Origin of the sequence: Methanococcoides orientis (genome assembly GCF_021184045.1) — an archaeon.
Taxonomy (GTDB): Archaea; Halobacteriota; Methanosarcinia; order Methanosarcinales; family Methanosarcinaceae; genus Methanococcoides; species Methanococcoides orientis.
Genome location: NZ_CP073710.1, coordinates 1,702,571 through 1,727,346, shown reverse-complemented (window position 1 = coordinate 1,727,346; position 24,776 = coordinate 1,702,571). Strand labels below are relative to the sequence as shown.

Below are 24,776 nucleotides of genomic sequence, written 5' to 3'. Positions count from 1 at the left end.
GGAGTGGAGTGATTATATGACATACAAGACTTCCATCGGACTTAACGAGAACATTGTAGGTATACTGTGCTATCTGGGATTCTGGATGACTGGTGTGCTTTTCCTCTTCATTGAGAAGGAGAATAAGTTTGTCCGTTTCCACGCGATCCAGTCAGCAATGGTCTTTATGATCCTGACAGCAATCGTCTTCCTGGTCGCATGGATACCATACGTCGGTTGGCTGCTTGCTGATTTTGGAGGATTCTTTTCCCTCTTCGTCTGGCTTTCTCTCATGTTCATTGCCTGGAGAGGTTCAAAGGTCAAGGTTCCGGTTATCGGCAAGATCGCTTACAACTATGTATATAAGTGAGTACGGTTCATTCCGTTCTCATTGTTAAGGGTCATGTATTCAGGAAGCATGATCCTTATATTCTATTTTCTTTTTCCTGTCACGTCACGAAAGATTAAAAAGTAACATCAACCTTATTCTTCCTGCATCGATATCATAGATTATCAGTTATGACTGGAGGGTTCGAAATAAAAGAAGAGATATGGATCGAGAAATACAGGCCTTTTAAGCTTGAAGACATTGTAGGTCAAAAGGAAACTACGGAAAGGCTGATATCATATGTAAAGAGCGGAAATCTTCCTCACTTGTTGTTCTCAGGTCCTCCCGGGGTTGGAAAGACCGCAACGGCTGTGTCCATTGCAAGGGAACTGTTCGGGGATGGCTGGCGCGAGAACTTCACGGAACTCAATGCGTCAGATGAGCGCGGTATCGATGTCGTAAGGACGAAGATAAAGAACTTCGCGAAGACCTCTCCTATTGGTGGTGCCGACTTCAAGATCATTTTCCTTGATGAAGCAGATGCTTTGACATCCGATGCACAGTCTGCACTGCGTCGTACGATGGAGCGCTATACCAGTAACTGTCGTTTTATCCTGTCTTGCAATTATTCTTCAAAGATAATCGAACCTATCCAGTCAAGATGTGCTGTTTACCGATTCCGTCACCTTACTGAAGATTCTGTAGCTGAAAGGTGCAGGCATATTGCAGAAAAGGAAGGTCTCTCAATTGCTGAAGATGGTATGGATGCATTGAAGTATGTTGCCCAGGGTGACATGAGAAAAGCAATAAATGCTCTTCAGGCAGCAGCTCTTTTTGATAAAACGATCCACAAGGATGCTATATACAGGATAACTGCAACAGCTCATCCGGAAGAGATCATGGAACTGCTCAAGACTGCACTATCCGGTAATTTTGTACTGGCACGCAAAAAACTTGATGTTTTGATGCTGGAAAAAGGTCTTTCAGGAGAAGATGTCGTCGGGCAGATATATCGCGCTATCTTTGATATGGATGTGTCCGGTCAGCGTATGGTTGATCTTATGGATATGATCGGAGAAGTTGATTTCAGGCTTACTGAAGGTGCCAACGAAAGAATACAGCTTGATGCTTTGCTGGCACATTTTGCGTTGACAAAGGAGTAATAAGGCAATGCCTTTCGAAGAGCAATTACTGGATGCACTCGCAAGTGTTCCCTCGTGGCTGGCTACAGTAGTTCTCAGTGCATTGCCGGTCTCAGAGCTTCGTGGTGCGATCCCTATTGCTATCGGGGTCTATGGAATTGATCCAATAGATGCCTATTTGCTTGCAATTGTGGGAAATATGCTACCTGTGATCCCTCTTTTGCTTTTTTTGGATCCTGTGTCTTCTTTTCTCAGAAAGTTTCGGATAGGTGACTCTTTCTTCAACTGGCTTTTTACAAGGACCCGTCAAAAACATTCTCAGAATATGGAACGGTATGGCACACTCGCACTTACTTTGTTCGTGGCAGTTCCATTGCCAGTTACAGGCGCATGGACTGGCTGTGCAGCTGCTTTTGTGTTTGGCATTAAGTTCAGGCATGCAATGATGGCGATAGCAGCAGGTGTTATGATCTCAGGTATTGTAGTAACGTTGGTGACCCTTGCAGGAATGGGTGCTATCGACCTGTTAAATTAAAAAAAGGAATATGGCATTAATCACGAGGCTTTGTGAGCATGTCATATGCCAGTTTTATATCTTCAGCTTTTACAGTTTTTCTTCCGGCATGGTTTGCATAGATTATAGCTTCTTTTGATATTTTCACACCGTAATCTTCCAGTATATCTAAAAGGGCAGATGCTGCAGATTCACTGACCCTTTCTGAGTCTGCACTGCGAATTAAACGTTCTACAGAAGCCAATGGTAATATGGGCATTTTTTTATAACCTCTTTATACATATATTATGTCTAATTGACTGGATTTGTATCCTTAATTTAGTTAAAAATCTATAAATATGTTTCTATTATCTGAAAAAGCCATAATACTATGTTTTTTGGAATTTAGTCCTTTATTTTCCTTTTAATAATTTAGGTATGCCTTATTTATGTGTGTATAGCTTAGATTATGTAAACATCTCACACGTGAGGGAAGACAGTATGGACAAGAAATTTGCGCCTCATATTGAAGAGCTAACAAAGGCGCTAGGAAATATAAGCAGATCAACTATTGAAGATGAACTGGAGCTGTTGTTAAAGTACCGTGTACCTATAGATGAAGCAAAAAGATCAATTCTTAAGAAATTCCAAAACGATTCTCCGATATTAAAAAAGGTACACGAGCTTGCCATCGGTGACAAAGGAATAGCGCTTGAGGTTCGCATTCTTAATATCAATGAAAAGAATGTCAATTTACGCGGTAATAGTGTAACTATCTTTTCCGGTGCACTTGCTGATGAATCCGGATTGTGCTCTTTCACATCGTGGAAGCCTATTTCACTAAATCCCGGGGATGCTGTAAGGGTCCGGAATGCCAGCGTAAGGGCCTGGCATAATAGGGCAGAAGTTAGTATAGGGGATCGATCGGAAGTAGAACTTCTTGAGGAAACATATCTTCCTGATATCTCAGAACTTTCAGTAACTCCTGTTAAAAAACTGGGTGAGGTTGGCTATTCGGACATGTTCATAAGTTCAGTGGCAGCAGTCATTGAGCTATATCACAGGGATGTTAATGTAAAAGGAAAGGACCTTACAATTATAGAAGGTGTTATGGCTGATGAGACCAGTCGATTGCCTTTTGTTTCATGGTCTCTTCTTGATGGTGTGGACATCGGTACCATTGTGCGGTTTGAGGATGCATCGGTTAGCATGTATCGGGGTGTACCTTCCATACACCTGAATGAATCAACCTCGGTTCATATTGTCGGGCCTGAAGAACACCTGCCTTTCACTTTCGCATCAGTGAACCTGCCGCCAAAACCATTGCCTATAGGCGATGTTTTACAAAATGAGGGTATGTTCGATGTGTCAGTGCAAGGGAACATTGTTTCCGTACGTCCGGGTTCCGGCGTGATCGCCCGCTGTCCTGAATGTAATCGTGTTATTATGAAGAACACGTGTCGCTCACATGGTGTGGTAGAGGGGATCCAGGATATGCGTATCAAGCTAATCCTCGATGATGGGACGGGTTCTCTTCTTGTTATGCTGAACCGGGAACTTTCCGAGATAGTTTATGGTAAGACACTTCAGGAGTCTGAGTCTCTTATGGGTAAGGAAATGTCTGCAAATGTTGTTTATGATGATATGAAAAATATTCTTACAGGACATTATCTCGGTGTGCGTGGGAATACTTCGAAGGTCGAGTATGGTGTAACATTCGTAGCAAAATCAGTATGGGTTCCGTCTGAAGATCTTGATATGCGTGTATCGGCTCTTCTGGAGCGACTTGAAGGGGTGGAGTGATCTTTATGGTTGAGCGTGAAATTGCACACAGGATATTTGCAAAAGAGTTGAACGATTCAAGCTCTACAATACATTCTACTATCGAAGAAGCGATAAATTCAGAGGGTCATACTCCAAATTACCTTCTCACTCCGGTGGGAACAATGGTAAATCGTGTTTTCATTGTTGGTGTTATCACGGAGGTTGATAATGTAGGCACTGACACGGACACATGGAAAGCCCGTGTGGTTGATCCTTCAGGTGCCTTTACAGTATATGCCGGTCAGTATCAACCACAGGCAGCTATATTCCTCTCTTCCGTAGAAACTCCTGCATTTGTTTCTGTAGTTGGGAAGGTGCGTGTATATAAGCCGGACGCCGGAAGCCCGATCATATCCCTGCGGCCTGAAGAGATCCATCTGGCCGATGAAGCTATGCGCAATTGCTGGGTAATTGATACTGCAGAACTGACTCTTGACAGGATCGATGCCTTTTCAAAAATGTTGTCCTTATGCGAAAATGATCCTGATTCGTTCAATTGCACGGAAAATATGGAAATTCCCTCGAATTTATCAGAGGGCATCTGTCTGGCCATTGATAATTATGGTACTGGCGCTGATTATCTGAATGAACTGAGGTCCGTAGTTAAAAGGTGTATTATTTCTATTGATCTTGCATCTTCTGCAGATGGCGATAAAGATCTAGATGTTGTCGTAATGGAATTGCTGGAAGAGCTTGATGAAGGAAAAGGTGTGGAGTATATGGATCTTCTTTCAGTTGCGAATTCCCGCAACATAAATGAAAAGGCAGTGGACTCAGCAGTCAGGTCTTTGCTTGCAAAGGGGCAATGTTATGAACCAAAGATCGGCATCATCAGGCCGATCTCATAAATCATTTTTGATCTGATCATTTCAGTCAGATCATATCATTTCTATCTGTTCCGGTTCACTCGAACTCGATACTAAGGTTGCCTACATCTTTTGCAAGTTTTTGAGAGATAAGTCCCAGTTCAAGATTGCATGCATGAAGGATTCCGCATGGTACCAGGCATGTTGCGCAACAGTTTCCTTCTTGTGCTTTAGCGGTGACTATATTCTCTTTGATCCCAAAGAGCTGCATCATTGGCACTTCAAGCTCGGAAATATTCTTGACCTTTGGACATTGGGTTTCGATCTTTATCTTAACGTTCTTTCCGTCCTTGGTTCCGTGTATCTTGTGTGTAAAACCGCAAATTCTTGAATTCACTGTGATGTCTGTCATGTTGATCCTCTATATGGGTAATGAAAGTCAATTAGAAGCAATATTTATCGTTATTCTGATGATCCTGTACTATCTATTATAGTAAACTTTGTATATAAGGGTTTTGTGAATCAGGTGCAAAACCGTCATGTCCTGATCAATTTGAAGTATATTTAAGGCCTGTTCTTTGTTTCTTTTTTCCACTTGATAGTTACTAATCAATTACTTTGATTTTTTTTGAAGTATATTCGATATGCTTATATAAGCAAAGTGGAATAGGTAATTCGCTATTGTATCTCTTCAAATTGCCTCTGTGATCATGTTAATTTGAACCTACAAGCAGGTATAGGGATTGTCATGGAAAAAGATGAGATTATCAAAACGGTACGAGAAGGATTAGAATGTATGGTCGGTGTTGGTAAAACACTGGTACTTAATGAGGAGGACCGTAAGACCATAGCTCAACTTGAGGAAAAAGCAGACCAAATGACCTTGATGGGACTTGGCAGGGGTGACAATAAAGGCGTAAAGGCCGTTCTTCAGCGTGATGTCATTATACCTTTCCAGACAACAATGGAGTATAAGTGGCCATGTGGTCCGAATGTTATCCTTATGCATGATGACAAGGTTGTTGGTGAGGACATTGCTGATGAGGACAAAATAAAATCACTTGAACAAAGTAATGATTCCCTTGTGATCGGTAACATTGTAATATATGATAAATCTGTACTGACATCTCTGAACTGTAAATCCGAGCCTCTTGTTGTGGTATTACCTCCAAAGCCCTGTGATGAGATCGAGGAACTGCCTCATATTTGTAATGCGACCCTTGCATCACCTTCTCCACCAACAGATGAGTATCTGAAGGAAAGGATGGGTCTTGAAAGTGAACATGGTACCGGAAGTTTCCTTCTGGGTTTTGACTTTGAGTGTGGTTGCAATTGTAACTGTAATTGTGAGTGATTTAATTTTTGTATTTTTAAAAGTTTTCTGACTTTTAACTTTTTTATTTTCTTTAGTGCAATATTCTTTCTCTCTTGCTATCGAATGTTAACGCATGTTAACGCATTCCAAGGGGTTTTGTATGGTTTATACAAAGCCCTTATATATCATTAACTTGTTTTTTTTAATGCATATGTCTATCTATTACTGAAATTAAATATTACAAGTCAGAGGTAATCAAAATGTATGGTATTGCATTGGATCTGGGAACAAGTGGTTTTCGTGCTCAATTGATCGATCTGGAAGCTAAGGAAGTCTTAAAGACTGCTATTACCATGAGGCACCCGCTTCCTGGTGGGAATGTAATGGATCATCTGGACTTTGCTATTCAGGTGGGTGCTGATCTTGCACACGAGATCATACTGGACACTGTTAGCAGGATATTTGAAGAACTGGATGTTGATACTACTCTTATCAAGAGGCTCGCTGTGTGTGGTAATCCTATACAGTTATCCTTATTCCAGAATATAGAGATCAGGGACCTTGCCTATGCTGGTGAGAACAAACAAAAGAAACTTGGTGTTGAGAATGTTTCTCGTGATGCAAGGGTATTTCCTGCAAGCGAATTGTTCGAGGGTATCGTGGACCTTCCCAATTGTACATTGATCGTTCCTCCTGCTATCAAACACGAGATCGGTGCAGATGCACTGGCTATGATGATCAAGACAGACTTCATGGATATGAAAGTCCCTTCGATGGTAACTGATTATGGTACAAATGCAGAAATGGCCATTAAAGTAGGTGACAAGATCATAACCGGAAGTGCTGCAGCAGGACCGGCAATAGAAGGTCAGGGTATGAGCTGTGGTATGCTGGCAAGCCCCGGGGCTATCTCTGATGTGAATTTAGAAGGTGACTATTGGAGGGTCACGATCCTCGATGGGCTTATGACCGAACGCAAAGGTCATTTGATAGATCCGGTTACCGGTGTGATCAAGGAGCCTTCAGAAATTGTTGCAAAAGGTGTGACTGGTACAGGTGCTATCGCTGCACTTTCTCTGGCTATTGAGACTGGCATCATTACAAAGATCCCCGAGATTCCAAATGGTAAACTTGTACTTGGGGATAGGATTGAAATTACTGAGAAGGATATTGAGGAAGCAGGAAAAGCAATTGGTGCTATCAGGGCTGCACAGCTTACTCTTCTGTTGGCATCCGGTGTTGAGTACAAGGACCTTGAGAATATGTACATGGCTGGTGCTACAGGTGCGTATGTGAATGCAGACAAGGCAAGAAAGCTGGGCTCATGTCCGAACTTCGCACACAATATTGTACAATTTGGTAATACTTCAGTTGCTCTTGCAAGAGATCTTGTAATGGATGAGTCCAAACTGGATGAGGTTATTGAGGTCGCAAAGAAGATCAAGGCAGATCACCTGATGATGGCTACAAGCGACACATTCTCCAACATCTATGTTTGTGAGCTTTCCTACTGGACCCAGGGTATGCCTATAGATATGTACAATCAGATGCTCGGTATGTACAAGCTTCCACCCCTTCCAGAGACATTCGAGAATCCTGGTATCGAGAAGAGGGTTGCAAAGGACATTGACGAGGTTGGAAAGGAAGGGTTGAAGATCGTCAGTGATCTTGGAATCATCATTGAAGAGGAAGCTCCGGAATGTATCCTCTGCCATAAGTGTGAGGAAGAATGCCCTGAAGATGCTATCACCATGATCGAACGTGATGGGGAGCTGTTTGCAAACTATAACAGTGAAAGGTGTCTTGGTACCAGCTGTAGGCGGTGTGTTTCGATCTGTCCGGTGTCTGCGATCCATTATAAGACCATTTCTATTAAGGAATGATCGGCATTTTGCCACATGTTATGGTATTGTTGTCTGTCGCCCTGAGTCAGGGCGACGTTTCTTTTTGCTATTTAAGCCTTTTGCAAATATGTGTTTCTTTTTTGCTTATTATATGTCTTTTGAGAGTAAGATGTTTCATTCAATCTTTATTTATAAATAAATCATAACTGTCAATTGGCACATGTGTATATTCGATATATAGGAGCAACTTTTCTTGTGTTATTTTGCCTATATTCCTCATATATTCTCTATATGGTTCGACTGATGTTGTTTTTTGGTTCAATCGGGCTATTTGTATGGTATATATTTGATGAGCAAATCTTCTTGATTTGTTATTATTGTAAAAAAAAGATCAGGTCCAAAACCCTAAAATCTGTCCGCATAAGGACATTTTATATCATATATTTTTCGATAACTTAACCAGCAAATATATATATTCGTGTTGAAAACAGGGTAGTATCAGTTAAATCGAAAGTGTGTCTGACAACGGATGGTGGAACAACTCAAACAGACATCCTTTGGCATGTATCTCCTGTAGGTATTTGCCTGGGGTGCGACATTGGGCTTCCATTGGATGTTGTAATGCACCATCTGAAATGCTGTATGATGGATCTGTATGTGTTCCTTCGGGATTGGCATTTATGCACTGCATGCATGAAACATTTTGCAGGTTTTCATTTCGAAACATTTAATGTTGGCATGACTGCATTCATCGCTTTTGGATGCGAACTGTCAGTATTATGGTCAGTATCATTCGATCTGGGTGTGACCTGACCTTACTAAAAAAGACAAATAAAGGAGTTGTAAAGAAAATGGTAATTGCAGAAACATTTTATCCAGCTAGATCCCCACTTCAGGGTGTACAGTTAGAGTTGTTCTCTGATGATGATATGAGAGCAATCCACTACGCTTCAATGGAAGTATTCCTTAACCCTGGTGTCCAGGTATCTGACCCAGAAGCAAGGGCAATCTTCAAGGAAGCTGGCTGTGAAGTCGACGAGAAGACCCAGGTAGTAAAGATCCCAGAGTTCCTTGTAAACAGGGCACTTATGGACGCACCATCAAGGTTCATGCTTTACGGTCGCGACAAGAAGAACAACCTTGCAATGGAGCACAAGGGTAAGGTCCACTGGGTTAACTTCGGTACCGGTGTCAAGATGTGCAACTACGTCTCACCAGGCAAGTACGAGACAGTTGACTCCGTTGAGCAGGACATTGCAGATTCCGCAAAGGTCGTTGACTACCTCGATGATATCAGCTACTTCACACTCTCCGTTTCCGCAAGGGACTGGGCAGGTAAGGGAGCACAGGATGTCCACGAGACACTCACACCTATCGCTAACACCTCAAAACACTACCACCACATCGACCCTGTCGGTGAGAACGTAGAGTACTACAAGGGAATCGTCGACGCATACTACGGTGGCGACTCCGAGGAAGCACGCAAGAAACCTATCTTCTCTATGCTTCTCTGCCCAACCAGCCCACTCGAGCTCAGTGTCAATGCATGCCAGGTCATCATCAAAGGTGCACGCTTCGGTATGCCAGTAAACGTACTCAGTATGGCTATGTCTGGTGGATCATCCCCAGTATTCAGAGCAGGTACACTCGTTACACACAACGCAGAGATCCTTGCAGGTATCGTACTCGCAGAGCTCGTCCAGCCAGGCGCAGCAGTATACTACGGTAGCTCAACCACAACCTTCGACCTTAAGAGAGGAACAGCTCCAGTCGGTGCACCAGAACTCGGTCTTATCAGCGCAGCAGTAGGTAAGATGGGTCAGTTCTATGGCCTCCCAACATGGGTTGCAGGTACCTAGGCAGATGCTAAGGTCCCAGATCAGCAGGCAGGCCACGAAAAGACAATGACCACCCTCCTTCCAGCATTCGCAGGATGTAACACCATCTACGGTGCAGGTATGCTCGAGCTCGGTATGACACTCTCCATGGAGCAGTTGATCATCGACAACGACATCATCAGGATGACAAAGTCCGCAATGCGTGGTGTCCCAGTATCAGACGCAACACTTGCTGTACCATCTATCCAGAAGGTAGGAATCGGTAACAACTTCCTTGCACACAAGGAAACCAGGAACAACATCGGCATCGTATCTGACCCAGAACTCTTCGACAGAGACATGTTCGGTGACTGGGAAGCAGCAGGATCCAAGGACATCGCAACCGTCGCACACGAGAAGTATGTCGACATCATGAAGAACCACACTGTCAAGGCAATCGACGCTGACCTCTTAAAGGACATGCAGGCTGTAGTTGACAAGGCAGATGAGGCTTTCAGAGCTAGCATGTAAATTGGCTCTATAAATTATCTAAATAAATAAAGGAGTTTTAAAAATGGTATCACAGGATGAAATTAACGCAAAAGCAAAAGCTGCAGTCATGGAATTCGATGACGAGCTTGTTGAAGAGATATGTGAAGAAGCAATCGACGCAGGTGTCGATGTAGTATCCCTTATTGAGGATGGTCTTACCGCAGGTATGAACGAAGTAGGAGACCAGTTCGAACAGGGTACTCTTTTCCTTCCACACGTCATTGCAGCATCTGAAGCAATGAGCGCTGGTGTAGCAGTCCTCACACCTGTCCTTGAGGCACAGGGTGGCGCAGCAGCATCTAAGGGAACAATCGTCATCGGTACAATCGAGGGTGACATCCACTCCATCGGTAAGGACATTGTCGCAACAATGCTCAAGATCGCTGGATTCAAGGTAGTTGACCTTGGTAGAGATGTTGCAATCGCTACATACGTCGATGCAGTCAAGGAACACAAGCCACTTGTAATCGGTTCTTCCGCACTCATGACCACAACAATGGTCCTTCAGATGCAGATCGAAGAGCAGCTCAAGGAAGCTGGAATCCGTGACACAGTCAAGACCATGGTCGGTGGCGCACCTGTCACACAGGACTGGGCAGACAAGATCGGCTCAGACATCTACGCAGAGAACGCAACAGACGCAGTCGTTAAATGTAACGCAGCAGCTGAGTAAATCTGCTTTGGAAGAGCAGTGGAGTGTTCGTAAGAACTCTTCACTGTAATTCTTTAAGCTGATTTATCTGTATATATTATAACTTGTATCAATTATTATCATTATAAAAAGAGTTGGAGGAGGAGTCCTTTTGGATATAAGAGAATTGAAGAAGTTAGAAAATAAAAGGAAAATGAACAAGGGTTATATGTGGGCCCTATTCTGTGCAATCTTATGGGGTATATGGTATATTCCAGGTACTATTATCTGGGCAGTACCTCCATTTGATTCAATGTGGGTAGCTATTGATGCAACACACGGTGGTTCAATGGCAACCATTGCTGTAGCTCTTTTGATATCCGGATTTAATGCATTAACTGTTATAGCCGCATTGTTGGTATGGAACGGTGTGCTTGGTAAGTTTGGTGAGATGAAGAGAACACTTAAAGAGTTCCACCCATGCAGTAAATGGTTCTTCCTTGCATCTATCTTTGGTGGACCTATTGCTATCCTTGGTTCATTCATCGCAATTGGATTTATTGGAGCAGGATTCGCAGCAGTCGCAGCTTTGTTGTATCCTGTGATCGGTTCCGTCCTTGCAAGGCAATGGTATGGTGAAAATATCTCCAAGAGGGCCTGGATGGGTATCCTTGTCATCATTGTTGGTGGTCTTACTATCTTCGTCGGTGGAGCAATCACTGAGATCACATCCGGTAGTATCAATTACATTGGATACATTGGTGGTCTTATGGCAGCACTCGGATGGGGTATTGAAGGTGCAATTGCTGGTAAAGGTCTTGACATCGCAGAGCCTGATGTTGGTATCACTATCAGGTTCCTCGGAGAGGCTTCTATCTACTGGATAATTCTCATACCAATTTTCGCACTCATTGGTTATCCAATGTTTGAGTATGCACTTGCTGCATTCAACCCACTGTCACTCATTGTACTTGGATTCGCAGGTATCACATTCGGTTACTGCTACGTTTCCTGGTATAAGTCATTCCCACTCATTGGTGTCGGAAGAGGTCAGGGTATCGGAAACCTTTACGGTCTTTGTGCTGTAATTTTCATGTACCTGTTCATGGCACAGGTGCCAGCATGGACTGTACTTGTCGGTGGTGCACTTTGTGTCCTCGGTAGCTTTGTAATGATTTCCGAAGAAACAGGTGATGCAGAATCTCTGAGAGGTGAGTAAAATGGCAGGATTACGCCCAATAAAATTTAGGTTGCTTGAGCTTTTCACTGATGAGAAGGAGCACTGGAACAATGAGATCGTAACACAGATCCAGAAAGAATACAACATGAACAGCAATTTCGGCAGGGATTCGATCAACTTCGATATCCTCGAGCTCGCTTCAGGTGGTATGCTTAAATCTGTGGAGTCAAAAGTGGATGAGGATGGCGTATACAAGAAAGGCTTCCTCTTGCACAAGTATGTGATCACTGACTTCGGAAAGGTTCGTTCATCAGATGCATGTCTGGAGTATGTATAAGGAGGTTTGATTATGGGAGTAATGAACGATTTAACAGTTGCTTACTATGGCCCTGGTTTTGATATGACCACCGCCCCTATGCCAGCAGCAGAATACACCTGGATGATTGCAGTCATTGTGATCGGTTTGATCGCATTGTGGCAGGCAAGGACATTTGTGTCCCAATTCTAAGGACGCGAAACACAAAATATATATATGTAGTTGGGCTTTTGGGTAAGCACCGGGTAGTATTCCCGGGCATATCCGCCAACTACATTTACATTTTCTATAAGATCCCTCTGGGATCGTCATAGAATTGTTTTCAAAGGAGGTTTTAAAACGACAACAGAAGAATTATTCAAAGAACTATCCGATGCGGTAGTAAGTTGCAAGAAAGATGGTGTAATCGCTGCAGTAGAGAAGGCAAAGGGCCAGGCTCCAGCAGTAGAACTTATCGACAACGGTCTCGCAGCAGGTATGAACGAAGTCGGTGTACTCTTCGAGAGAGGAAAACTCTTCCTTCCACACGTTATGATGGCAGCTGACGCAATGTCCGCTGGTGTAGAGTTACTCCAGGACGAACTTGCATCCGGTGAAGGCGCAGGCAACAAGCTCGGTGTAATTGTAAACGGTACCGTCGAGGGTGACGTTCACGACATCGGTAAGGCAATCGTATCAACCATGCTCCAGGCAGCAGGCTTTGAAGTCCACGATATTGGCAGGGATGTTCCACTCCAGAACTTCATCGACAAGATCAAGGAAACCAACGCTGACATGGTCGGTCTCTCCGCACTTATGACAACCACCCTCCAGGGCCAGAAAGAAGTCATTGAGCTTCTCAAGGAGAACGGCATGAGAGATGGTATCAAGGTAATGGTCGGCGGCGCTCCAGCAACAGACGCATGGGCAAAGAAGATCGGCGCAGACTGCTATGCAGAAAACGCAAGTGAAGCTGTAGTAAAAGCAAAAGAACTCCTCTTATAAGTTCCCCTAATACTAAGGTGTAAACATGGCAACAGAATATTTCTTAAGAATGGGTGACGGCGCAAAGATCTTCATGACAAAGGAAGATATCAGAGCTGACATCGAAGCAGGTTGTGCTGACGCAGCAGACCTTGGTAGCATTGCATCCCTCTCAGAAGATGAAATGGAGAAAATGCTCGATATCATCACATCACCTGACAGGATCGTCGGTGTAGAGCCAGGAATGGAAGTTCCGGTAACACACGACATCGGTGCAATCAGGATCGATGGTGACCAGGGTAACAGCGGTGTAGGTATTCCTGCAAGCAGACTCGTCGGTTCCATGATCCACGAGCGCGCATTCGGTGCAGACACAATGGAACTCGGTCACATCGACTACAGTTACAAGCCTGTCAAGCCAGTTATCTCCCAGGAACAGCAGACAATGGAAGTTTGCCAGCAGAACATGGTCATCCCTATGCTCTACGGTGCAATGCCAAACATGGGTCTGTACTACACTCCTGATGGTCCATTCGAGAACCCTGGTGACCTCATGAAAGCATTCAAGATCTCTGAAGCTCAGGAATCCATCCAGAAAGCTGGTGACCACGGAATCCGTGACATGGTCTGGATCATGCAGAGACTTCAGCACGTCGGTTGCGACGGTGTCAACTTCGATACCATCGGTGCAGCTGGTGATGGTGATGCATATGCATCCTTCAATGCTATTGAAGCACTCAGGAAAGAATTCCCTAACATGTACATCAATGCAGGTATGGCAGGAGAACTCGTTCTCGGTATGCACGGAGAGCTTGAGTACGATGGTACAGTACTTGCAGGTCTCTGGCCACACGAGCAGGTTTTACTTGCAGCAAAGGCAGGAGCAAACACCTTCGGTCCTGTATGTAACACCAACACCAGCAAGACCTCCGCATGGAACCTTGGTCGCTCAGTTACCTTCATGAAGGCAGCTGTTGAGGCATCTCCAATACCATGTCACGTAGATATGGGTATGGGTGTCGGCGGTATCCCAATGCTTGAGACACCACCAATAGATGCAGTAACCAGGGCAAGCAAGGCAATGGTCGAGATCGCAGGCGTCGACGGTATATAGATCGGTGTGGGCGACCCACTCGGTATGCCAATTGCACACATCATGGCATCAGGTATGACTGGAATGAGAGCAGCTGGTGACCTTGTTGCAAGGATGCAGTTCACAAAGAACATGAGGATCAACGAAGCAAAGGACTTCGTATCAAAGAAACTCGGTGTCGAGAACGCAGACCTTTCCGACGAGTACGTCATGAGAGAGATCAGAGAAGAGCTCGACATTGGTGTAATCACATCAGTTCCTGGCTGTGCAAAGGGTATTGCAGCTAAGATGAACATCGAGAAACTCCTCGGTATCAACATCAACTGCTGTGACAAGTTCAGGGAAACCATCGCATAATTTCAATAAACAGACCCGGGTTTACCCGGTCTGTACTTTTCTTTTTTTATAAGTCTATTAAGACCATTTCAAAGGTCTGTCAATTTTATAATATGACCTCAATCAGGGTCAGTTTTTCAAAAACAATTTATATTTTAATTGCGTTATCTTCATGACGTTATTTGGTAATCCTTAAATTACATACACTCTGGAGAATGATCGTGGAATCAATATATTTGTTGCAGATCGCACTTGCTGTTCTGATAATGAGTCTGCTGGCCCAAAGTCTGAGCAAATTGTTCAAGATGCCTGTTCTTATCTTCCTCCTGGTTGAAGGTATCATCATAGGACCTGAAGTTCTTGGTATACTGGACCCGACACTTCTTGGGGAAGGCCTGACGGCGATCGTTTCATTATCTGTGGCAGTGATCGTATTTGATGGTGGTCTTCACATTGATGTAAAGTCTATTAGGTCTATCCAGCAGGGTGTGCTCAGTCTTGTTACGGTGGGTGTGATGATCACATTCATCTGTGCAACATTTTTCACTTACTACATAGTTGGTCTTCCGCTTGATATCTCTGCCGTATTCGGAGCATTGGTTACTGCAACGGGGCCAACGGTGATCACTCCTGTTGTAAGGCAGGTGCGTGTAAATCACAGGGTAAGCAAAGCGCTTGAACTTGAAGGAGTGCTCAATGATGCCGTGAGTGTTATCCTGGCTGCACTTGTGTTCGAGGTAATTATTTCCGAACTTTCAGGATTTGAAGTTGTGGGATTTTTGCTTTACAGGGCGATGATCGGTCTTGTTATGGGTTTAGCGAGTGGTTTTTTACTAACTCGATTTTTGTCACGCTCAGTCCATTCTGAGCAGGTGGTTCGTTTTGTGACATTTACCTCAGTGATAGCAACTTTTGTCATATCTGAGTCCTTGGGTGCAGAATCAGGAATTCTTGCAGTAGCGCTTTTCGGTATTATTGTAGGAACTTCTAATGTTCCTTACAAAGCCGCGCTGAAGGAATTCAAATCAGACCTTGTGGTCATGATGCTATCATTGATCTTCATTCTACTGGCGGCAATGCTAAAGTTCGAGGATATATTCAGGATCGGAGCTGTCGGTATCATTGTTGTATTGCTGCTGATATTCTTTGTCAGACCGCTTTCCGTGTTCGCCAGCACTGCAAGGACAACTTTCAGGACAAAAGAAAAGTTGTTCATCTCATTTGTAGGACCACGTGGTGTTGTTCCTGCATCAATTGCAACTTATTTTGCAATTAAGCTCAATGGCCTGAATATAACCGGTGGTCAGGAACTTGTTGGTCTGGTATTCTTAACTGTAATTATTACTGTGTTCATGACAGGTTTCCTGTCAAAACCTGTAGCTAGATTTTTAGGAGTGATACCTATGGAAATTCTTGTAGTAGGCGGAGGGGAAGTCGGAAGGATCCTCTCTGAAAGGTTTGAAAAAAGGGGTGAAAATGTTGTTGTTATTGAATCCTCTGAAGAGAACTGCCAGCGTTTGATGAAATCCGGAATACGCGTGGTTCATGGTGATGCCGAAGATGTCAATGTGCTTAAGAAAGCAGGCATCGAAAATGCAAAGTATTTCATTGCAAGTACCGATCAGGATAATACCAACTTGCTGGTCTGCCAGATAGCCAAGACCAAGTTTGGTTTCAAGGAAGACCAGATAATTGCAAGGGTAAACAACATGGAGAACCTTCATGCGTTCTGGGACCTTGAGATCCGTGCCATGAGCCCGGCCATGAGTACTGCACTTTTCCTTGACAATATGGTGGGAAGGCCTCATATGTTCTCTATGTGCGAGGTAGGCGAAGGCGGTGACATCCTTGAGGTCAAGGTCACAAACCCAAAGGTTTCCGGCAAGGCCATCAAAGAGCTATCACTTCCTGAGGATAGCCTGTTGTTGATGGTAAGAAGAGGCGATGAGTCGTTCATTGCAAACGGAAACCTTGTGCTTGAGTTCGATGATATGGTAACGGTCATAGGCGAAGGGGATGCTGCAAAGATCGTTGCGGACCTTTTAGGCAGATAAGTAAGGTGAATACTTTCACCTTGCTAACTTTACTTTTATATAGTTATGATGTATAACTTGATTTGCCTCTCAAATCAGATACAAACAAGAGGCTTGAGGAATTAATATGGATAAGACAGCAGAGAATATCAAGAACAGATTTTTGGAACTTGGTGTAGATATACCCATTGAGAACATTACCGAAAGGCTTGACAAACTTGTCACAAAGTTCAAGGTTCCTTTGGATGAAGCCCGCAGGAGTGTTATAGCATATTTCCTGAAAGAATACAATATTGACAGGAATGATTTTTTCACAGGGCAGGGGTCAACTCCTCTTGTAAAGATCAATGAGGTCAACGAGGGTGGTAAATGGGTAAATATCAGGGGAAAGGTCGTGCAACTCTGGGACAGCACTCATGAATCCGTGTCTCAGGTAGGTCTTTTAGGCGATGATACCGGAACGACCAAATTCATTAAGTGGGCACGCGATGATATCCCTGATGTTCAGGAAGGTAAAAGCTACCAGTTCAACAATGTTGTCATCAATGAGTGGAACGGAAGGTTCGAGATAACACTTAACAAGAACACTGTTATCGAAGAGGTCTCTGAGGATATCGATGTAGTATCCACTGCACTGTCTTCTCCGACAGATGGTCAGCCTGCACCTATGGTAAGTGTTGCTGACATTACTGAGGATGGTAAGTGGATTTCCCTTAAAGTAAGGGTATCACAGCTCTGGGACAATACTCATGAATCCATATCTCAGGTCGGCCTGATAGGGGATGGAACGGGTACTATCAAATTCATAAAGTGGACAAGTGCCGGTCTTCCGGATATCGAAGAAGAGAAAAGCTATCTGTTCAACAATGTGGTCGCTCAGGAATGGAATGACCGATTTGAAGTTACTCTTAATAAGAACAGTACAATAGAGGAGCTTGATGAGGACGTGGATATCGGCACATCTTCTGTTACCTTTAGTGGAGTGATGGTGGATATTCAGTCCGGATCAGGTCTGATAAAACGCTGTCCTGAATGTAACAGGGCGCTGACCAAGGGGGCATGCATGGAACATGGGAAGGTGGATGGTGTTTATGACCTGCGCATCAAAGCAGTTCTTGATGACGGGAACATTGCCCAGGAATCTCTCCTTAGGAGAGAACTTGCACAGCAGGTCTCCAATATGACTCTTGACGATGCAATTTCCATGGCAGCAGATGCTCTTGATCAGGGTGTTGTTCTTGACCAGATGAAGCTTAAGCTTCTTGGAAAATATTTTACTGTCACTGGTTCCAAGATGGATCGCAATATCCTTGTAGATTCTATCGAAGAGCAGGCAGAATTGAGTCCGGAAACAATTGATGAACTTATTTCAGAGGCGGAGGTGTTGTAAATGGCCGGATATGTAAGAGAAGTTTCACGCCGTATTTTTGCACAGGAGTTCAGGGAATCCAATTTAACCTTCAAGGACGGGGATGATCAATATTCTCCACAGTACCTGTTAACGCCTACCGGTGCAAAAGTAAATCGTCTCTTTATTGTGGGAACACTTATTGAAAAGGAAGATATTGGCACAGATTCTGAATATTGGAGAGGGCGGGTGTCTGATCCTACAGGTTCCTTCATGATATATGCCGGACAGTATCAACCCGAAGCAGCCCAGTTCCTTGCGGAATGTGAAACACCTGCCTTTGTAGCCATTGTAGGGAAACCAAGTACCTACACAACAGCAGAAGGTACTGTACTAACATCTGTCAGACCTGAATCAATTTCTCTGGTGGATGGTACTACACGTGATCTATGGGTTGCAGACACTGCAAAAAGAACACTTGAACGCATTAAAGACCTTGACAGCATGGATCCAAATGTCATCAAGGCAAAAGAGCACTATGGTGCTGACAATACTCAATATGCTTCAATGGTAAAGGAAGCACTAAAGTCATTAAAGGAAGATATTTGATATATGTTCTGATATTTAATACTGCACATTACGTGCAGTAGCTATCTTTTTTTAACCACAAAAATAATAAGGTGGTCTCTCTTTGTTATTAATTGGGTGATAACATGAAGACATACCTATTGATATGGTTCAGTAGTAATGGTACCAGTCCTTCAGATGTCAATAGAAGATTGATGTCAATGGGTTTCAAACCAATTCAGGGAGCATATGATTATGTCTATGATTGGGGTAACAATGTTGATCTTGATGAGATCTTGAGGTTTGGTGACAAGGTTCACTTAAGTCTTCATGATACCGGCACAATGTTCAAGATCGAGACTATCAACGGGGCGAATGAATAAAAATAAGATTTGTCTTCTTCTTCTTCTTCTTCTTCTTCTTTTTAGTTTGTGCCTTCGAGCTTACGGGAAAAATCAATAAAACCGCATGCATGTCCCTCGATTTCTACTATATCTGCAGAGACTTTTCCATTATCAATATTTATCTTCACTATGGAAGGGTCTGACATACGGGGGCTTGTAGGAGATCCTGGGCAGATAAGTATCACATCGCTAGTTTCCACCAGTGGTCTGTGGATATGGCCAAATATCAAAACATCCACTCCCATCTCAAGTGCAAGATAGCGTAATGCGGTGGTATCCATAATTGACAGGGCTCCTTCATGTACAAGACCTATTTTAACACCATCAGCATTAAAGATCAATCTTTCAGGCAATAGTTCTTTTAGTTCACTATCATCGGAATTCCCATGGACCGCTTTGAGCTTGCCAGTGTCGGCAAAGGCCTGATAACATTCCATGGTTGTAAAATCGCCTGCATGGGCTATTATGTCACAGTCATCAAGAAGGTGTTTGAATGCAGGAGGGATGGTCCCTCTTGTAAGGTGAGTATCAGAAAGAGCAATTATCTTCATATCGATTCCTTATCTATCCATAACCTGCTGTTGCTATTTCATTGCAGGTTAAGGTCAACTAGTTCGTAATCCAGATTTTCCATTTCCAATCTGCTCATGATCTGGGGCACTTCTTCATCAATGGCAAGCACAAGGGATGATAATCCATGGAAAGCTGCTTCTACAACGGATTCTTTTGCTCCGTACATGACATCCGGGGTAATGTCGATCTTCTTCAACGCAACGAGGGATTCGACACCTATGGCTGCTATATAGGATTTTGAACTGGCAAGTTTTTGTAACCTCTCCAGGTCGACATTGCGTGATCCACCACGTTCGCTACGTGGTACCTTGCAGACAGTAATACTGGCATTTTCAAGATCGATCATGCCTAAAAGGTTGGTAACGCCGACATCATCGCCTTTCTCAGCAGCAGATATGGTCATTCCCGTTGCACCGGTCTCAATACTTTTGCTCACATAAAGCAATCCGTTTCTCATCTGAAGATATACATTTTCTCCCTTTTCAATATCTTCATCTGCGATAGCCGTCCACGTAGAAACATGGCTGATGATATCACTCATGACAAAATTAGCATAGCGTTTCATATCAGCAGCATTTTCCAGTACCCATTCCACGCCCTTTTTCGTGATCCGATATCTCACCCTTCCATCTGAATAAATGAAACCTTCCGCTGTAAGTTCCTTGATGTATTCGGATACTGCTTGTGGTGTCACACCGATCTTTTCAGCAATTTCTTTTTGACGAACGTTAGGCTGATGGGCAGCAACTTCTGTCAGGATTTGAAATTTAGTAATGCCGCTTTTGCTTTGGAGAATATCTATCATTCAGTTTCCTCATTGATCTTGAGTCTTTGTCCCATTACAGTGAGTTTGGGTGACCTTCTTGCCAGAGAACGAACATATATTGGACTCTTGTTCATTGCACGTGTCAAGCTGCTCATTGAGTGATTGCCCTTTTCCACAAGTTCTTCCAGTTCCTCTATTACGTCTTTTATTTCTTCATAAGGGTGGAATGTTAGCATAATAATTTCACTTAGATCTTCAAAAGAACACTGGAAATTTGTCTGCACTTTGGAATAGGATGAATGGTACTCCTTTTCAGGTTTTTTACCTGGTTCTGGCATATGCCACTGGCTTTCGACCAAGCCACATTCTTTCAATATTGTGATACTTTCAGAAACATCACAACCCATTTTATCTTCCAGGTCTCCTTTTGTCATCCATTCAACCAAAAGAAGGTTGAAGACCTGTTTATGTTGTCCTGACTGAAAGGTTTGGAGAAGGGGAACTAGTTCTGAGGGATCATTTATAATTCGAGTCCTTTTGGGCATCATTAATACCTCTTATTAGGGTACTTAGGGGGGATAATACAATATGATAGATATGAATCCAGTTCGATTGTTAACTTAGCTTTGGTACATATGCAACTCTAACTAAATAAATGTGTTGTGGCAAGGGTGTTTACAGGACGGATCTTTTGTTGTTGTGGAGTGGTTTTGTTAGAAATTCTACATCATTTTAATTGACCGATACATTTATCCAATTTTGTTACCAATATTGGTTAGATATTATGTCTGAAGACCTCTACACGAAGATATGCAGGATACTTGAAAAGAAGCAATTGTCCATCAGTGGGATTAGCAGGGAGCTGAAAGCAGAGGGGTTTGATGAGCATCGCCTTATCCTGACAGGTTATCTTCGTGCACTGAGGGATATGCACAAGCTCAATGAGGTGGAAATACCTCCATCAAAGATCTATGTGTGTGTAGAAGGTTCTGAATCGTTGAATAATGATATTTATTCCCTGATGACTAAACATCTTCATACACTTGATCCGGATGTTCGTTTTCCGACAGCCGTTTGTATCTTATCTTCCATATTTGAGAGACCTGTTTTTAAGGAAGAGCTAAAGATGATGGGGATAAACGATTCGCATGTAAGGAATTATCGCCGTTCTCTGTTAACTGTCAAAGAAACGACCGGGAAGGACATTCGTGATCTTCGAAGGTCTATTACACGGATAGCGGTTCCTGATCATGATCCTGCATATGAAGCGGACAAATATTCAGCCACTGAAGAGTTCATTTCACTGAAAGGTTCTGTTCTCATTGCACTGGCAAAGGACATGTCCGATCTGAGCGGCCTTATACCTAAGACCAAACAGGTAACTCTCATTTAAATATGTTTTATTTAAGCAACTATTATCTAAATAGAGCTTGCCAAAATAACTTCTCTAAGTCGATCCAATTGACAGGTCGATCTTCTCTGTAGCTTATCCTGTAAAAATACTTTCTGTAAGAATACGTTCTGCAAAAATAAATAGTGGTGAAGGGATGCCCCTTTCACCTTATTCCAGATAGATCGCTGGCCTTAATGGGAAAGCAAATCTTGCTTTGTTCTCGGGATCATATTCTGCATTGTCAGCTGAATATACGTCTACCGGGCATCCTATCTCCTTTTCAAAGAACTCTATGTTCTCTTCAAGGGCGACCTTCTCATCAAGATCAAAGTTTGCCAGTGTGTTGAATGTATCCTCACTCATGGATGTGATATCTGTAACAAGTTTCTGTGCAAACTTGGACACTTCTTTTCCATAGCGTCTCATTTCCGGATCGCTCATTAATCCTTTTATCAGTACACCGGGGTTAAGAGAGCCTTCCTTCTGCATTGAGAGTGCTGTCTTGAAGGCTTTTGTTTTCCATTCCGGTGCTGTGTAAAGGATAGCTTTCTGTGGTGTGAGCTTTGTAACCCTGATGATCTCGTCAATATCTGATATTGTGCTGCTGATGAGTTCTTCTGCAAACTCAGCACGGTTGTCGACAAGCGTTTCATCATATACCGGATATGCTTCAAGAGAAACCATTGATCCTTTGCCCATTGCTTCCCATATCTCTTCACAGACGTGAGGGGTGAACGGTGCCATAAGGCGTACCCATGTCTCAAGTACATCGTAGAGAAGTATGCTTCCGCCACGCTTCTGATACCATTTCAGATCATTGAGCAGCAGGAAGAAAGAGTTCTGCAAAGCATTCCTTGTCTTTATGGTATCCAGGGCTTCATTTGTCTCATGGATGCGCTGCTGGAGCCGGCTCAGCATCCACCTGTCGATGCCTTTCATGTCACTACCAGTGCCTGATGCGGCACCGGACTCTATGATGTCTTTTGCAAGCTTGTAATACCTGTCTATCTGCTTTCTTGCAGACTCGATGCCGCTGTTCTTCCAGTCTGCATCCTGCATCTGTTCAGCACTGGATAGGATGTACATTCTGGATATGTCTGCGCCGTAGTTACTTATTGCATCATTGAGGGTAAGCAAAGGTCCCTTGGACTTGCTCATCTTCTTTCCTTCCAGCGATACAAAGCCGTTGATGGCTATTGCACGGGGCCATTTATCCTCATCGAAGATCGCAACATGGTGGAACAGGAAGAACAGAAGGTGGTTTGGTATCAGGTCCTTTCCTGATGATCTCAGGTCAACAGGGTACCAGTATTCGAAATCACTGCGGATCTGCTCAAGGATATCTGAACTGACACCACTCTTTGCTTCGGCATCCTCAATAGTTCCTTTTCCGAGAAGGACATAGTCGAATAGTTCAGGAACCAACTGTTCCGTTCCAATGCCTTGTGCTATGAACTTGGCAACGATATAGTAGGACATATAGATGGTGGAATCTCCAAGGGATTCGATAAGCCAGTCCTTGTCAAAAGGCAAAAGTGTACCAAGTCCTTTCTTCCTGGCGCATGCTTTGTCCTTGAGCCAGTCGACCTTATTATTGAACTCGACCCTTAGTTCCTCGGGGATGATGTCCATGTTCTCGATGCAACGGTAGACCTTATCCTTCCACTCCGGGCTGGAGTAGTTCAGGAACCACTGTCCCTTGACCATATTGACAACACATGGAGTTCCGCAGCGGCAGACAACAGGTTCACTGAACTCATAGAAAACTTCTCCAAGTCCCTGCTCGATGAGGTCTCTTGTTAGCACATCCTTGATCTTGGAGACTGGCATTCCTGCATACTTTCCGGTGTTCTCTTTAAGCACACCGCCGTGGAACTCACGGCGATAGACTATCTTTGTTGCTTCCTCTGCCTTGGGGTCTTTCTGGTCCTTAACGTTGAACTGTTCCACAGCTTCTATAGCTGGAAGCTCCCCGAACTCCGGGACCTTGATAAGTGAAATGAACTTAATGTCTCGAAGGTCTTCTGTAATGCCATACTCGGTGAGGTCCTTGTCGTAAAGGTCACGTACAGCGAGATAATCATAAGGTGCATGTGATGGTACGCTCATGACGATACCGCTTCCGTTCTCTCCTTTTACAAAGGATGCCGGAAGTGTGATGACCTCTGCTCCTGTAAGCGGGTTCTTCACTTTGATACCGATAAGTGACTTTGCATCCACGTCTTCGATGAACTCGACTTCCCTGTCAGTAAAAGTGAGCTTGTGGTATGCTTCCTTGCTGACGACCCAGAACTCTTCCCTTCCTTCGAATGTGACCTTGATCTTAACGTGTTCCAGGTCAGGATTTATCCAGAGGTTCGTTACACCGAAGGTAGTTTCAGGCCTTAGGGTGGCACAGGGCAGTACAATATTATCGAACTTGAACTTGATAAGGGTATAATCGACAATAGTTGCCTCTTCACCGTGGAGAATGTCATGGTCTTCCACAGGGTTGTTGTCATTAGGACACCATTTTACAGGGTGGGAACCCTTTACAATGAGGTCTTTTTCATATAAGAGGTTGAATTGCCATTCAATGAACTTCTTGTAAGTTGGATCGGTTGTCGTGAACTTGCGTCTCCAGTCAACAGAATAACCTATGGAACGCATGGATCTCTCAGCTTCCACACTGAAGTATTCCACGATCTTCTCAGGTGTGTCAAGTCCCGTCAATGTTTCCATTGGTATGCCGTGGAACTGGGAATAGACCTTCATGGTCTCAGGATCCTTGTTCTGGATTAGTTCGGCAAGTCCGACTATAGGTGTTCCTGTTACGTGGAATCCCATTGGGTACAGGACATTATATCCATGCATCCTCTTGTGCCTTGCAACAACATCACCAATGGTGAATGTTCTTGTGTGTCCGGCATGCAGGTTCCCGTTCAGATAGGGGTATGGAATTGTGATGAAGAACTTTTCGCGTTCATCAGGTTCAGCTTCAAATACGCCGCTTTCATTCCATTTTTGCTGCCATTTCTGTTCGATATCACGTGAAATATAATCTTGTTGCATGAATAACACCGTTCCAACAATT

General features: G+C 43.7%; 24 protein-coding genes and 2 pseudogenes. 20 read left to right on the top strand and 6 right to left on the bottom strand.

The genetic code is table 11. The features are described 5' to 3' along the window. Positions 1 to 16 precede the first annotated feature (16 nt). The 3 genes from J7W08_RS08305 to J7W08_RS08295 all read left to right on the top strand — a co-directional run bounded on the left by J7W08_RS08305 (position 17) and on the right by J7W08_RS08295 (position 1,984). A complete protein-coding gene (locus tag J7W08_RS08305) occupies positions 17 to 349 on the top strand; it encodes a DUF4870 domain-containing protein (protein WP_233084046.1) in 333 nt (110 codons plus the stop codon). Between the two features lie 149 nt (positions 350 to 498). Continuing rightward, a complete protein-coding gene (locus tag J7W08_RS08300) occupies positions 499 to 1,470 on the top strand; it encodes a replication factor C small subunit (RefSeq protein WP_233084045.1) in 972 nt (323 codons plus the stop codon). Positions 1,471 to 1,477: 7 nt separating this feature from the next. Continuing rightward, positions 1,478 to 1,984 carry a COG2426 family protein gene (locus J7W08_RS08295; RefSeq protein WP_233084044.1) on the top strand — a complete coding sequence of 169 codons (507 nt, stop codon included), beginning with the start codon at positions 1,478 to 1,480 and terminating at the stop codon, positions 1,982 to 1,984. Between the two features lie 16 nt (positions 1,985 to 2,000). Here the strand turns inward: J7W08_RS08295 and J7W08_RS08290 are convergent, their stop codons facing one another. Beyond that, entirely contained in the window at positions 2,001 to 2,222 is a 222-nt protein-coding gene (locus J7W08_RS08290) for a histone family protein (protein WP_048195467.1), read from the bottom strand. Positions 2,223 to 2,443: 221 nt separating this feature from the next. On the opposite strand from J7W08_RS08290, the gene J7W08_RS08285 reads away from it, so the two are divergent. Beyond that, positions 2,444 to 3,745 (top strand): Single-stranded DNA binding protein, encoded by a 1,302-nt coding sequence (locus J7W08_RS08285; protein WP_233084043.1) that lies wholly within the window; start codon positions 2,444 to 2,446, stop codon positions 3,743 to 3,745. Between the two features lie 5 nt (positions 3,746 to 3,750). Further along, positions 3,751 to 4,614, top strand: coding sequence for an RPA family protein (locus tag J7W08_RS08280; RefSeq protein WP_233084042.1), 864 nt, complete (start codon positions 3,751 to 3,753; stop codon positions 4,612 to 4,614). Positions 4,615 to 4,669: 55 nt separating this feature from the next. Here J7W08_RS08280 and J7W08_RS08275 read toward each other — a convergent pair whose 3' ends face one another. Beyond that, on the bottom strand, positions 4,670 to 4,984 hold the full coding sequence (locus J7W08_RS08275; RefSeq protein WP_233084041.1) for a DUF6951 family protein: 315 nt from the start codon (positions 4,982 to 4,984) through the stop codon (positions 4,670 to 4,672). A gap of 336 nt (positions 4,985 to 5,320) precedes the next feature. Between J7W08_RS08275 and J7W08_RS08270 the strand changes: the two genes are divergently transcribed. From J7W08_RS08270 to J7W08_RS08205, 14 genes and pseudogenes are all read left to right on the top strand, one after another. Beyond that, entirely contained in the window at positions 5,321 to 5,926 is a 606-nt protein-coding gene (locus tag J7W08_RS08270) for a hypothetical protein (RefSeq protein WP_233084040.1), read from the top strand. 221 nt (positions 5,927 to 6,147) lie between these two features. Further along, positions 6,148 to 7,770 (top strand): methylamine methyltransferase corrinoid protein reductive activase, encoded by a 1,623-nt coding sequence (locus J7W08_RS08265; protein ID WP_233084039.1) that lies wholly within the window; start codon positions 6,148 to 6,150, stop codon positions 7,768 to 7,770. Positions 7,771 to 8,244: 474 nt separating this feature from the next. Next, positions 8,245 to 8,544: a hypothetical protein gene (locus tag J7W08_RS08260; RefSeq protein ID WP_233084038.1), complete on the top strand. Its 300-nt coding sequence runs from the start codon at positions 8,245 to 8,247 to the stop codon at positions 8,542 to 8,544. After that, positions 8,493 to 10,079 (top strand): annotated as a pseudogene (gene mttB, locus J7W08_RS08255) ([trimethylamine--corrinoid protein] Co-methyltransferase). Before J7W08_RS08260 ends, mttB begins: the two are co-directional and overlap by 52 nt. A 43-nt stretch (positions 10,080 to 10,122) precedes the next feature. Continuing rightward, the gene (locus J7W08_RS08250; protein WP_233084037.1) at positions 10,123 to 10,773 is read left to right on the top strand and encodes a cobalamin B12-binding domain-containing protein; all 651 of its coding nucleotides are present in this window, start codon (positions 10,123 to 10,125) and stop codon (positions 10,771 to 10,773) included. Between the two features lie 130 nt (positions 10,774 to 10,903). Continuing rightward, positions 10,904 to 11,950, top strand: coding sequence for a DMT family transporter (locus J7W08_RS08245; protein ID WP_233084036.1), 1,047 nt, complete (start codon positions 10,904 to 10,906; stop codon positions 11,948 to 11,950). A gap of 1 nt (position 11,951) precedes the next feature. Continuing rightward, complete coding sequence (locus J7W08_RS08240) at positions 11,952 to 12,248, top strand: hypothetical protein (protein ID WP_233084035.1); 297 nt, start codon at positions 11,952 to 11,954, stop codon at positions 12,246 to 12,248. A 12-nt stretch (positions 12,249 to 12,260) separates the two neighbouring features. After that, positions 12,261 to 12,419 (top strand): hypothetical protein, encoded by a 159-nt coding sequence (locus J7W08_RS08235; protein ID WP_160174980.1) that lies wholly within the window; start codon positions 12,261 to 12,263, stop codon positions 12,417 to 12,419. A 123-nt stretch (positions 12,420 to 12,542) separates the two neighbouring features. Further along, on the top strand, positions 12,543 to 13,211 hold the full coding sequence (gene mtbC, locus J7W08_RS08230; RefSeq protein WP_233085747.1) for a dimethylamine corrinoid protein MtbC: 669 nt from the start codon (positions 12,543 to 12,545) through the stop codon (positions 13,209 to 13,211). Between the two features lie 25 nt (positions 13,212 to 13,236). Beyond that, positions 13,237 to 14,640, top strand: a pseudogene (gene mtbB, locus J7W08_RS08225) ([dimethylamine--corrinoid protein] Co-methyltransferase). A 194-nt stretch (positions 14,641 to 14,834) separates the two neighbouring features. Further along, a complete protein-coding gene (locus J7W08_RS08220; RefSeq protein WP_233084034.1) occupies positions 14,835 to 16,673 on the top strand; it encodes a cation:proton antiporter domain-containing protein in 1,839 nt (612 codons plus the stop codon). A gap of 106 nt (positions 16,674 to 16,779) precedes the next feature. After that, a complete protein-coding gene (locus tag J7W08_RS08215) occupies positions 16,780 to 18,042 on the top strand; it encodes a replication protein A (protein ID WP_233084033.1) in 1,263 nt (420 codons plus the stop codon). Beyond that, the gene (locus J7W08_RS08210) at positions 18,043 to 18,609 is read left to right on the top strand and encodes an RPA family protein (RefSeq protein ID WP_233084032.1); all 567 of its coding nucleotides are present in this window, start codon (positions 18,043 to 18,045) and stop codon (positions 18,607 to 18,609) included. Positions 18,610 to 18,713: 104 nt separating this feature from the next. Further along, the gene (locus J7W08_RS08205; RefSeq protein ID WP_233084031.1) at positions 18,714 to 18,950 is read left to right on the top strand and encodes a hypothetical protein; all 237 of its coding nucleotides are present in this window, start codon (positions 18,714 to 18,716) and stop codon (positions 18,948 to 18,950) included. Positions 18,951 to 18,991: 41 nt separating this feature from the next. On the opposite strand, the gene J7W08_RS08200 is transcribed toward J7W08_RS08205, so the two are convergent. Genes J7W08_RS08200 through J7W08_RS08190 form a run of 3 tightly spaced genes read right to left on the bottom strand, consistent with a single transcriptional unit; the run spans position 18,992 to position 20,855 of the window. Continuing rightward, positions 18,992 to 19,522: a metallophosphoesterase gene (locus tag J7W08_RS08200; RefSeq protein ID WP_233084030.1), complete on the bottom strand. Its 531-nt coding sequence runs from the start codon at positions 19,520 to 19,522 to the stop codon at positions 18,992 to 18,994. 38 nt (positions 19,523 to 19,560) lie between these two features. Next, positions 19,561 to 20,349: a DUF7839 domain-containing protein gene (locus J7W08_RS08195; RefSeq protein ID WP_048195435.1), complete on the bottom strand. Its 789-nt coding sequence runs from the start codon at positions 20,347 to 20,349 to the stop codon at positions 19,561 to 19,563. Beyond that, positions 20,346 to 20,855 (bottom strand): ArsR family transcriptional regulator, encoded by a 510-nt coding sequence (locus tag J7W08_RS08190; RefSeq protein WP_233085746.1) that lies wholly within the window; start codon positions 20,853 to 20,855, stop codon positions 20,346 to 20,348. The genes J7W08_RS08195 and J7W08_RS08190 overlap by 4 nt, the downstream gene beginning before the upstream one ends. A gap of 239 nt (positions 20,856 to 21,094) precedes the next feature. On the opposite strand from J7W08_RS08190, the gene J7W08_RS08185 reads away from it, so the two are divergent. Continuing rightward, positions 21,095 to 21,703 carry a hypothetical protein gene (locus tag J7W08_RS08185; RefSeq protein WP_233084029.1) on the top strand — a complete coding sequence of 203 codons (609 nt, stop codon included), beginning with the start codon at positions 21,095 to 21,097 and terminating at the stop codon, positions 21,701 to 21,703. A gap of 168 nt (positions 21,704 to 21,871) precedes the next feature. On the opposite strand, the gene leuS is transcribed toward J7W08_RS08185, so the two are convergent. After that, positions 21,872 to 24,754, bottom strand: a complete 2,883-nt coding sequence (gene leuS, locus J7W08_RS08180; protein WP_233084028.1) for a leucine--tRNA ligase — start codon at positions 24,752 to 24,754, stop codon at positions 21,872 to 21,874. Between the last annotated feature and the right edge of the window lie 22 nt (positions 24,755 to 24,776).

Bases quoted from the DNA above. Each gene is read 5' to 3' on its own strand.
- J7W08_RS08305 (WP_233084046.1), top strand. From the start codon at position 17: ATGACATACAAGACTTCCATCGGACTTAACGAGAACATTGTAGGTATA.
- J7W08_RS08300 (WP_233084045.1), top strand. From the start codon at position 499: ATGACTGGAGGGTTCGAAATAAAAGAAGAGATATGGATCGAGAAATAC.
- J7W08_RS08295 (WP_233084044.1), top strand. From the start codon at position 1,478: ATGCCTTTCGAAGAGCAATTACTGGATGCACTCGCAAGTGTTCCCTCG.
- J7W08_RS08290 (WP_048195467.1), bottom strand. From the start codon at position 2,222: ATGCCCATATTACCATTGGCTTCTGTAGAACGTTTAATTCGCAGTGCA.
- J7W08_RS08285 (WP_233084043.1), top strand. From the start codon at position 2,444: ATGGACAAGAAATTTGCGCCTCATATTGAAGAGCTAACAAAGGCGCTA.
- J7W08_RS08280 (WP_233084042.1), top strand. From the start codon at position 3,751: ATGGTTGAGCGTGAAATTGCACACAGGATATTTGCAAAAGAGTTGAAC.
- J7W08_RS08275 (WP_233084041.1), bottom strand. From the start codon at position 4,984: ATGACAGACATCACAGTGAATTCAAGAATTTGCGGTTTTACACACAAG.
- J7W08_RS08270 (WP_233084040.1), top strand. From the start codon at position 5,321: ATGGAAAAAGATGAGATTATCAAAACGGTACGAGAAGGATTAGAATGT.
- J7W08_RS08265 (WP_233084039.1), top strand. From the start codon at position 6,148: ATGTATGGTATTGCATTGGATCTGGGAACAAGTGGTTTTCGTGCTCAA.
- J7W08_RS08250 (WP_233084037.1), top strand. From the start codon at position 10,123: ATGGTATCACAGGATGAAATTAACGCAAAAGCAAAAGCTGCAGTCATG.
- J7W08_RS08240 (WP_233084035.1), top strand. From the start codon at position 11,952: ATGGCAGGATTACGCCCAATAAAATTTAGGTTGCTTGAGCTTTTCACT.
- J7W08_RS08235 (WP_160174980.1), top strand. From the start codon at position 12,261: ATGGGAGTAATGAACGATTTAACAGTTGCTTACTATGGCCCTGGTTTT.
- J7W08_RS08220 (WP_233084034.1), top strand. From the start codon at position 14,835: ATGATCGTGGAATCAATATATTTGTTGCAGATCGCACTTGCTGTTCTG.
- J7W08_RS08215 (WP_233084033.1), top strand. From the start codon at position 16,780: ATGGATAAGACAGCAGAGAATATCAAGAACAGATTTTTGGAACTTGGT.
- J7W08_RS08210 (WP_233084032.1), top strand. From the start codon at position 18,043: ATGGCCGGATATGTAAGAGAAGTTTCACGCCGTATTTTTGCACAGGAG.
- J7W08_RS08205 (WP_233084031.1), top strand. From the start codon at position 18,714: ATGAAGACATACCTATTGATATGGTTCAGTAGTAATGGTACCAGTCCT.
- J7W08_RS08200 (WP_233084030.1), bottom strand. From the start codon at position 19,522: ATGAAGATAATTGCTCTTTCTGATACTCACCTTACAAGAGGGACCATC.
- J7W08_RS08195 (WP_048195435.1), bottom strand. From the start codon at position 20,349: ATGATAGATATTCTCCAAAGCAAAAGCGGCATTACTAAATTTCAAATC.
- J7W08_RS08190 (WP_233085746.1), bottom strand. From the start codon at position 20,855: ATGCCCAAAAGGACTCGAATTATAAATGATCCCTCAGAACTAGTTCCC.
- J7W08_RS08185 (WP_233084029.1), top strand. From the start codon at position 21,095: ATGTCTGAAGACCTCTACACGAAGATATGCAGGATACTTGAAAAGAAG.
- leuS (WP_233084028.1), bottom strand. From the start codon at position 24,754: ATGCAACAAGATTATATTTCACGTGATATCGAACAGAAATGGCAGCAA.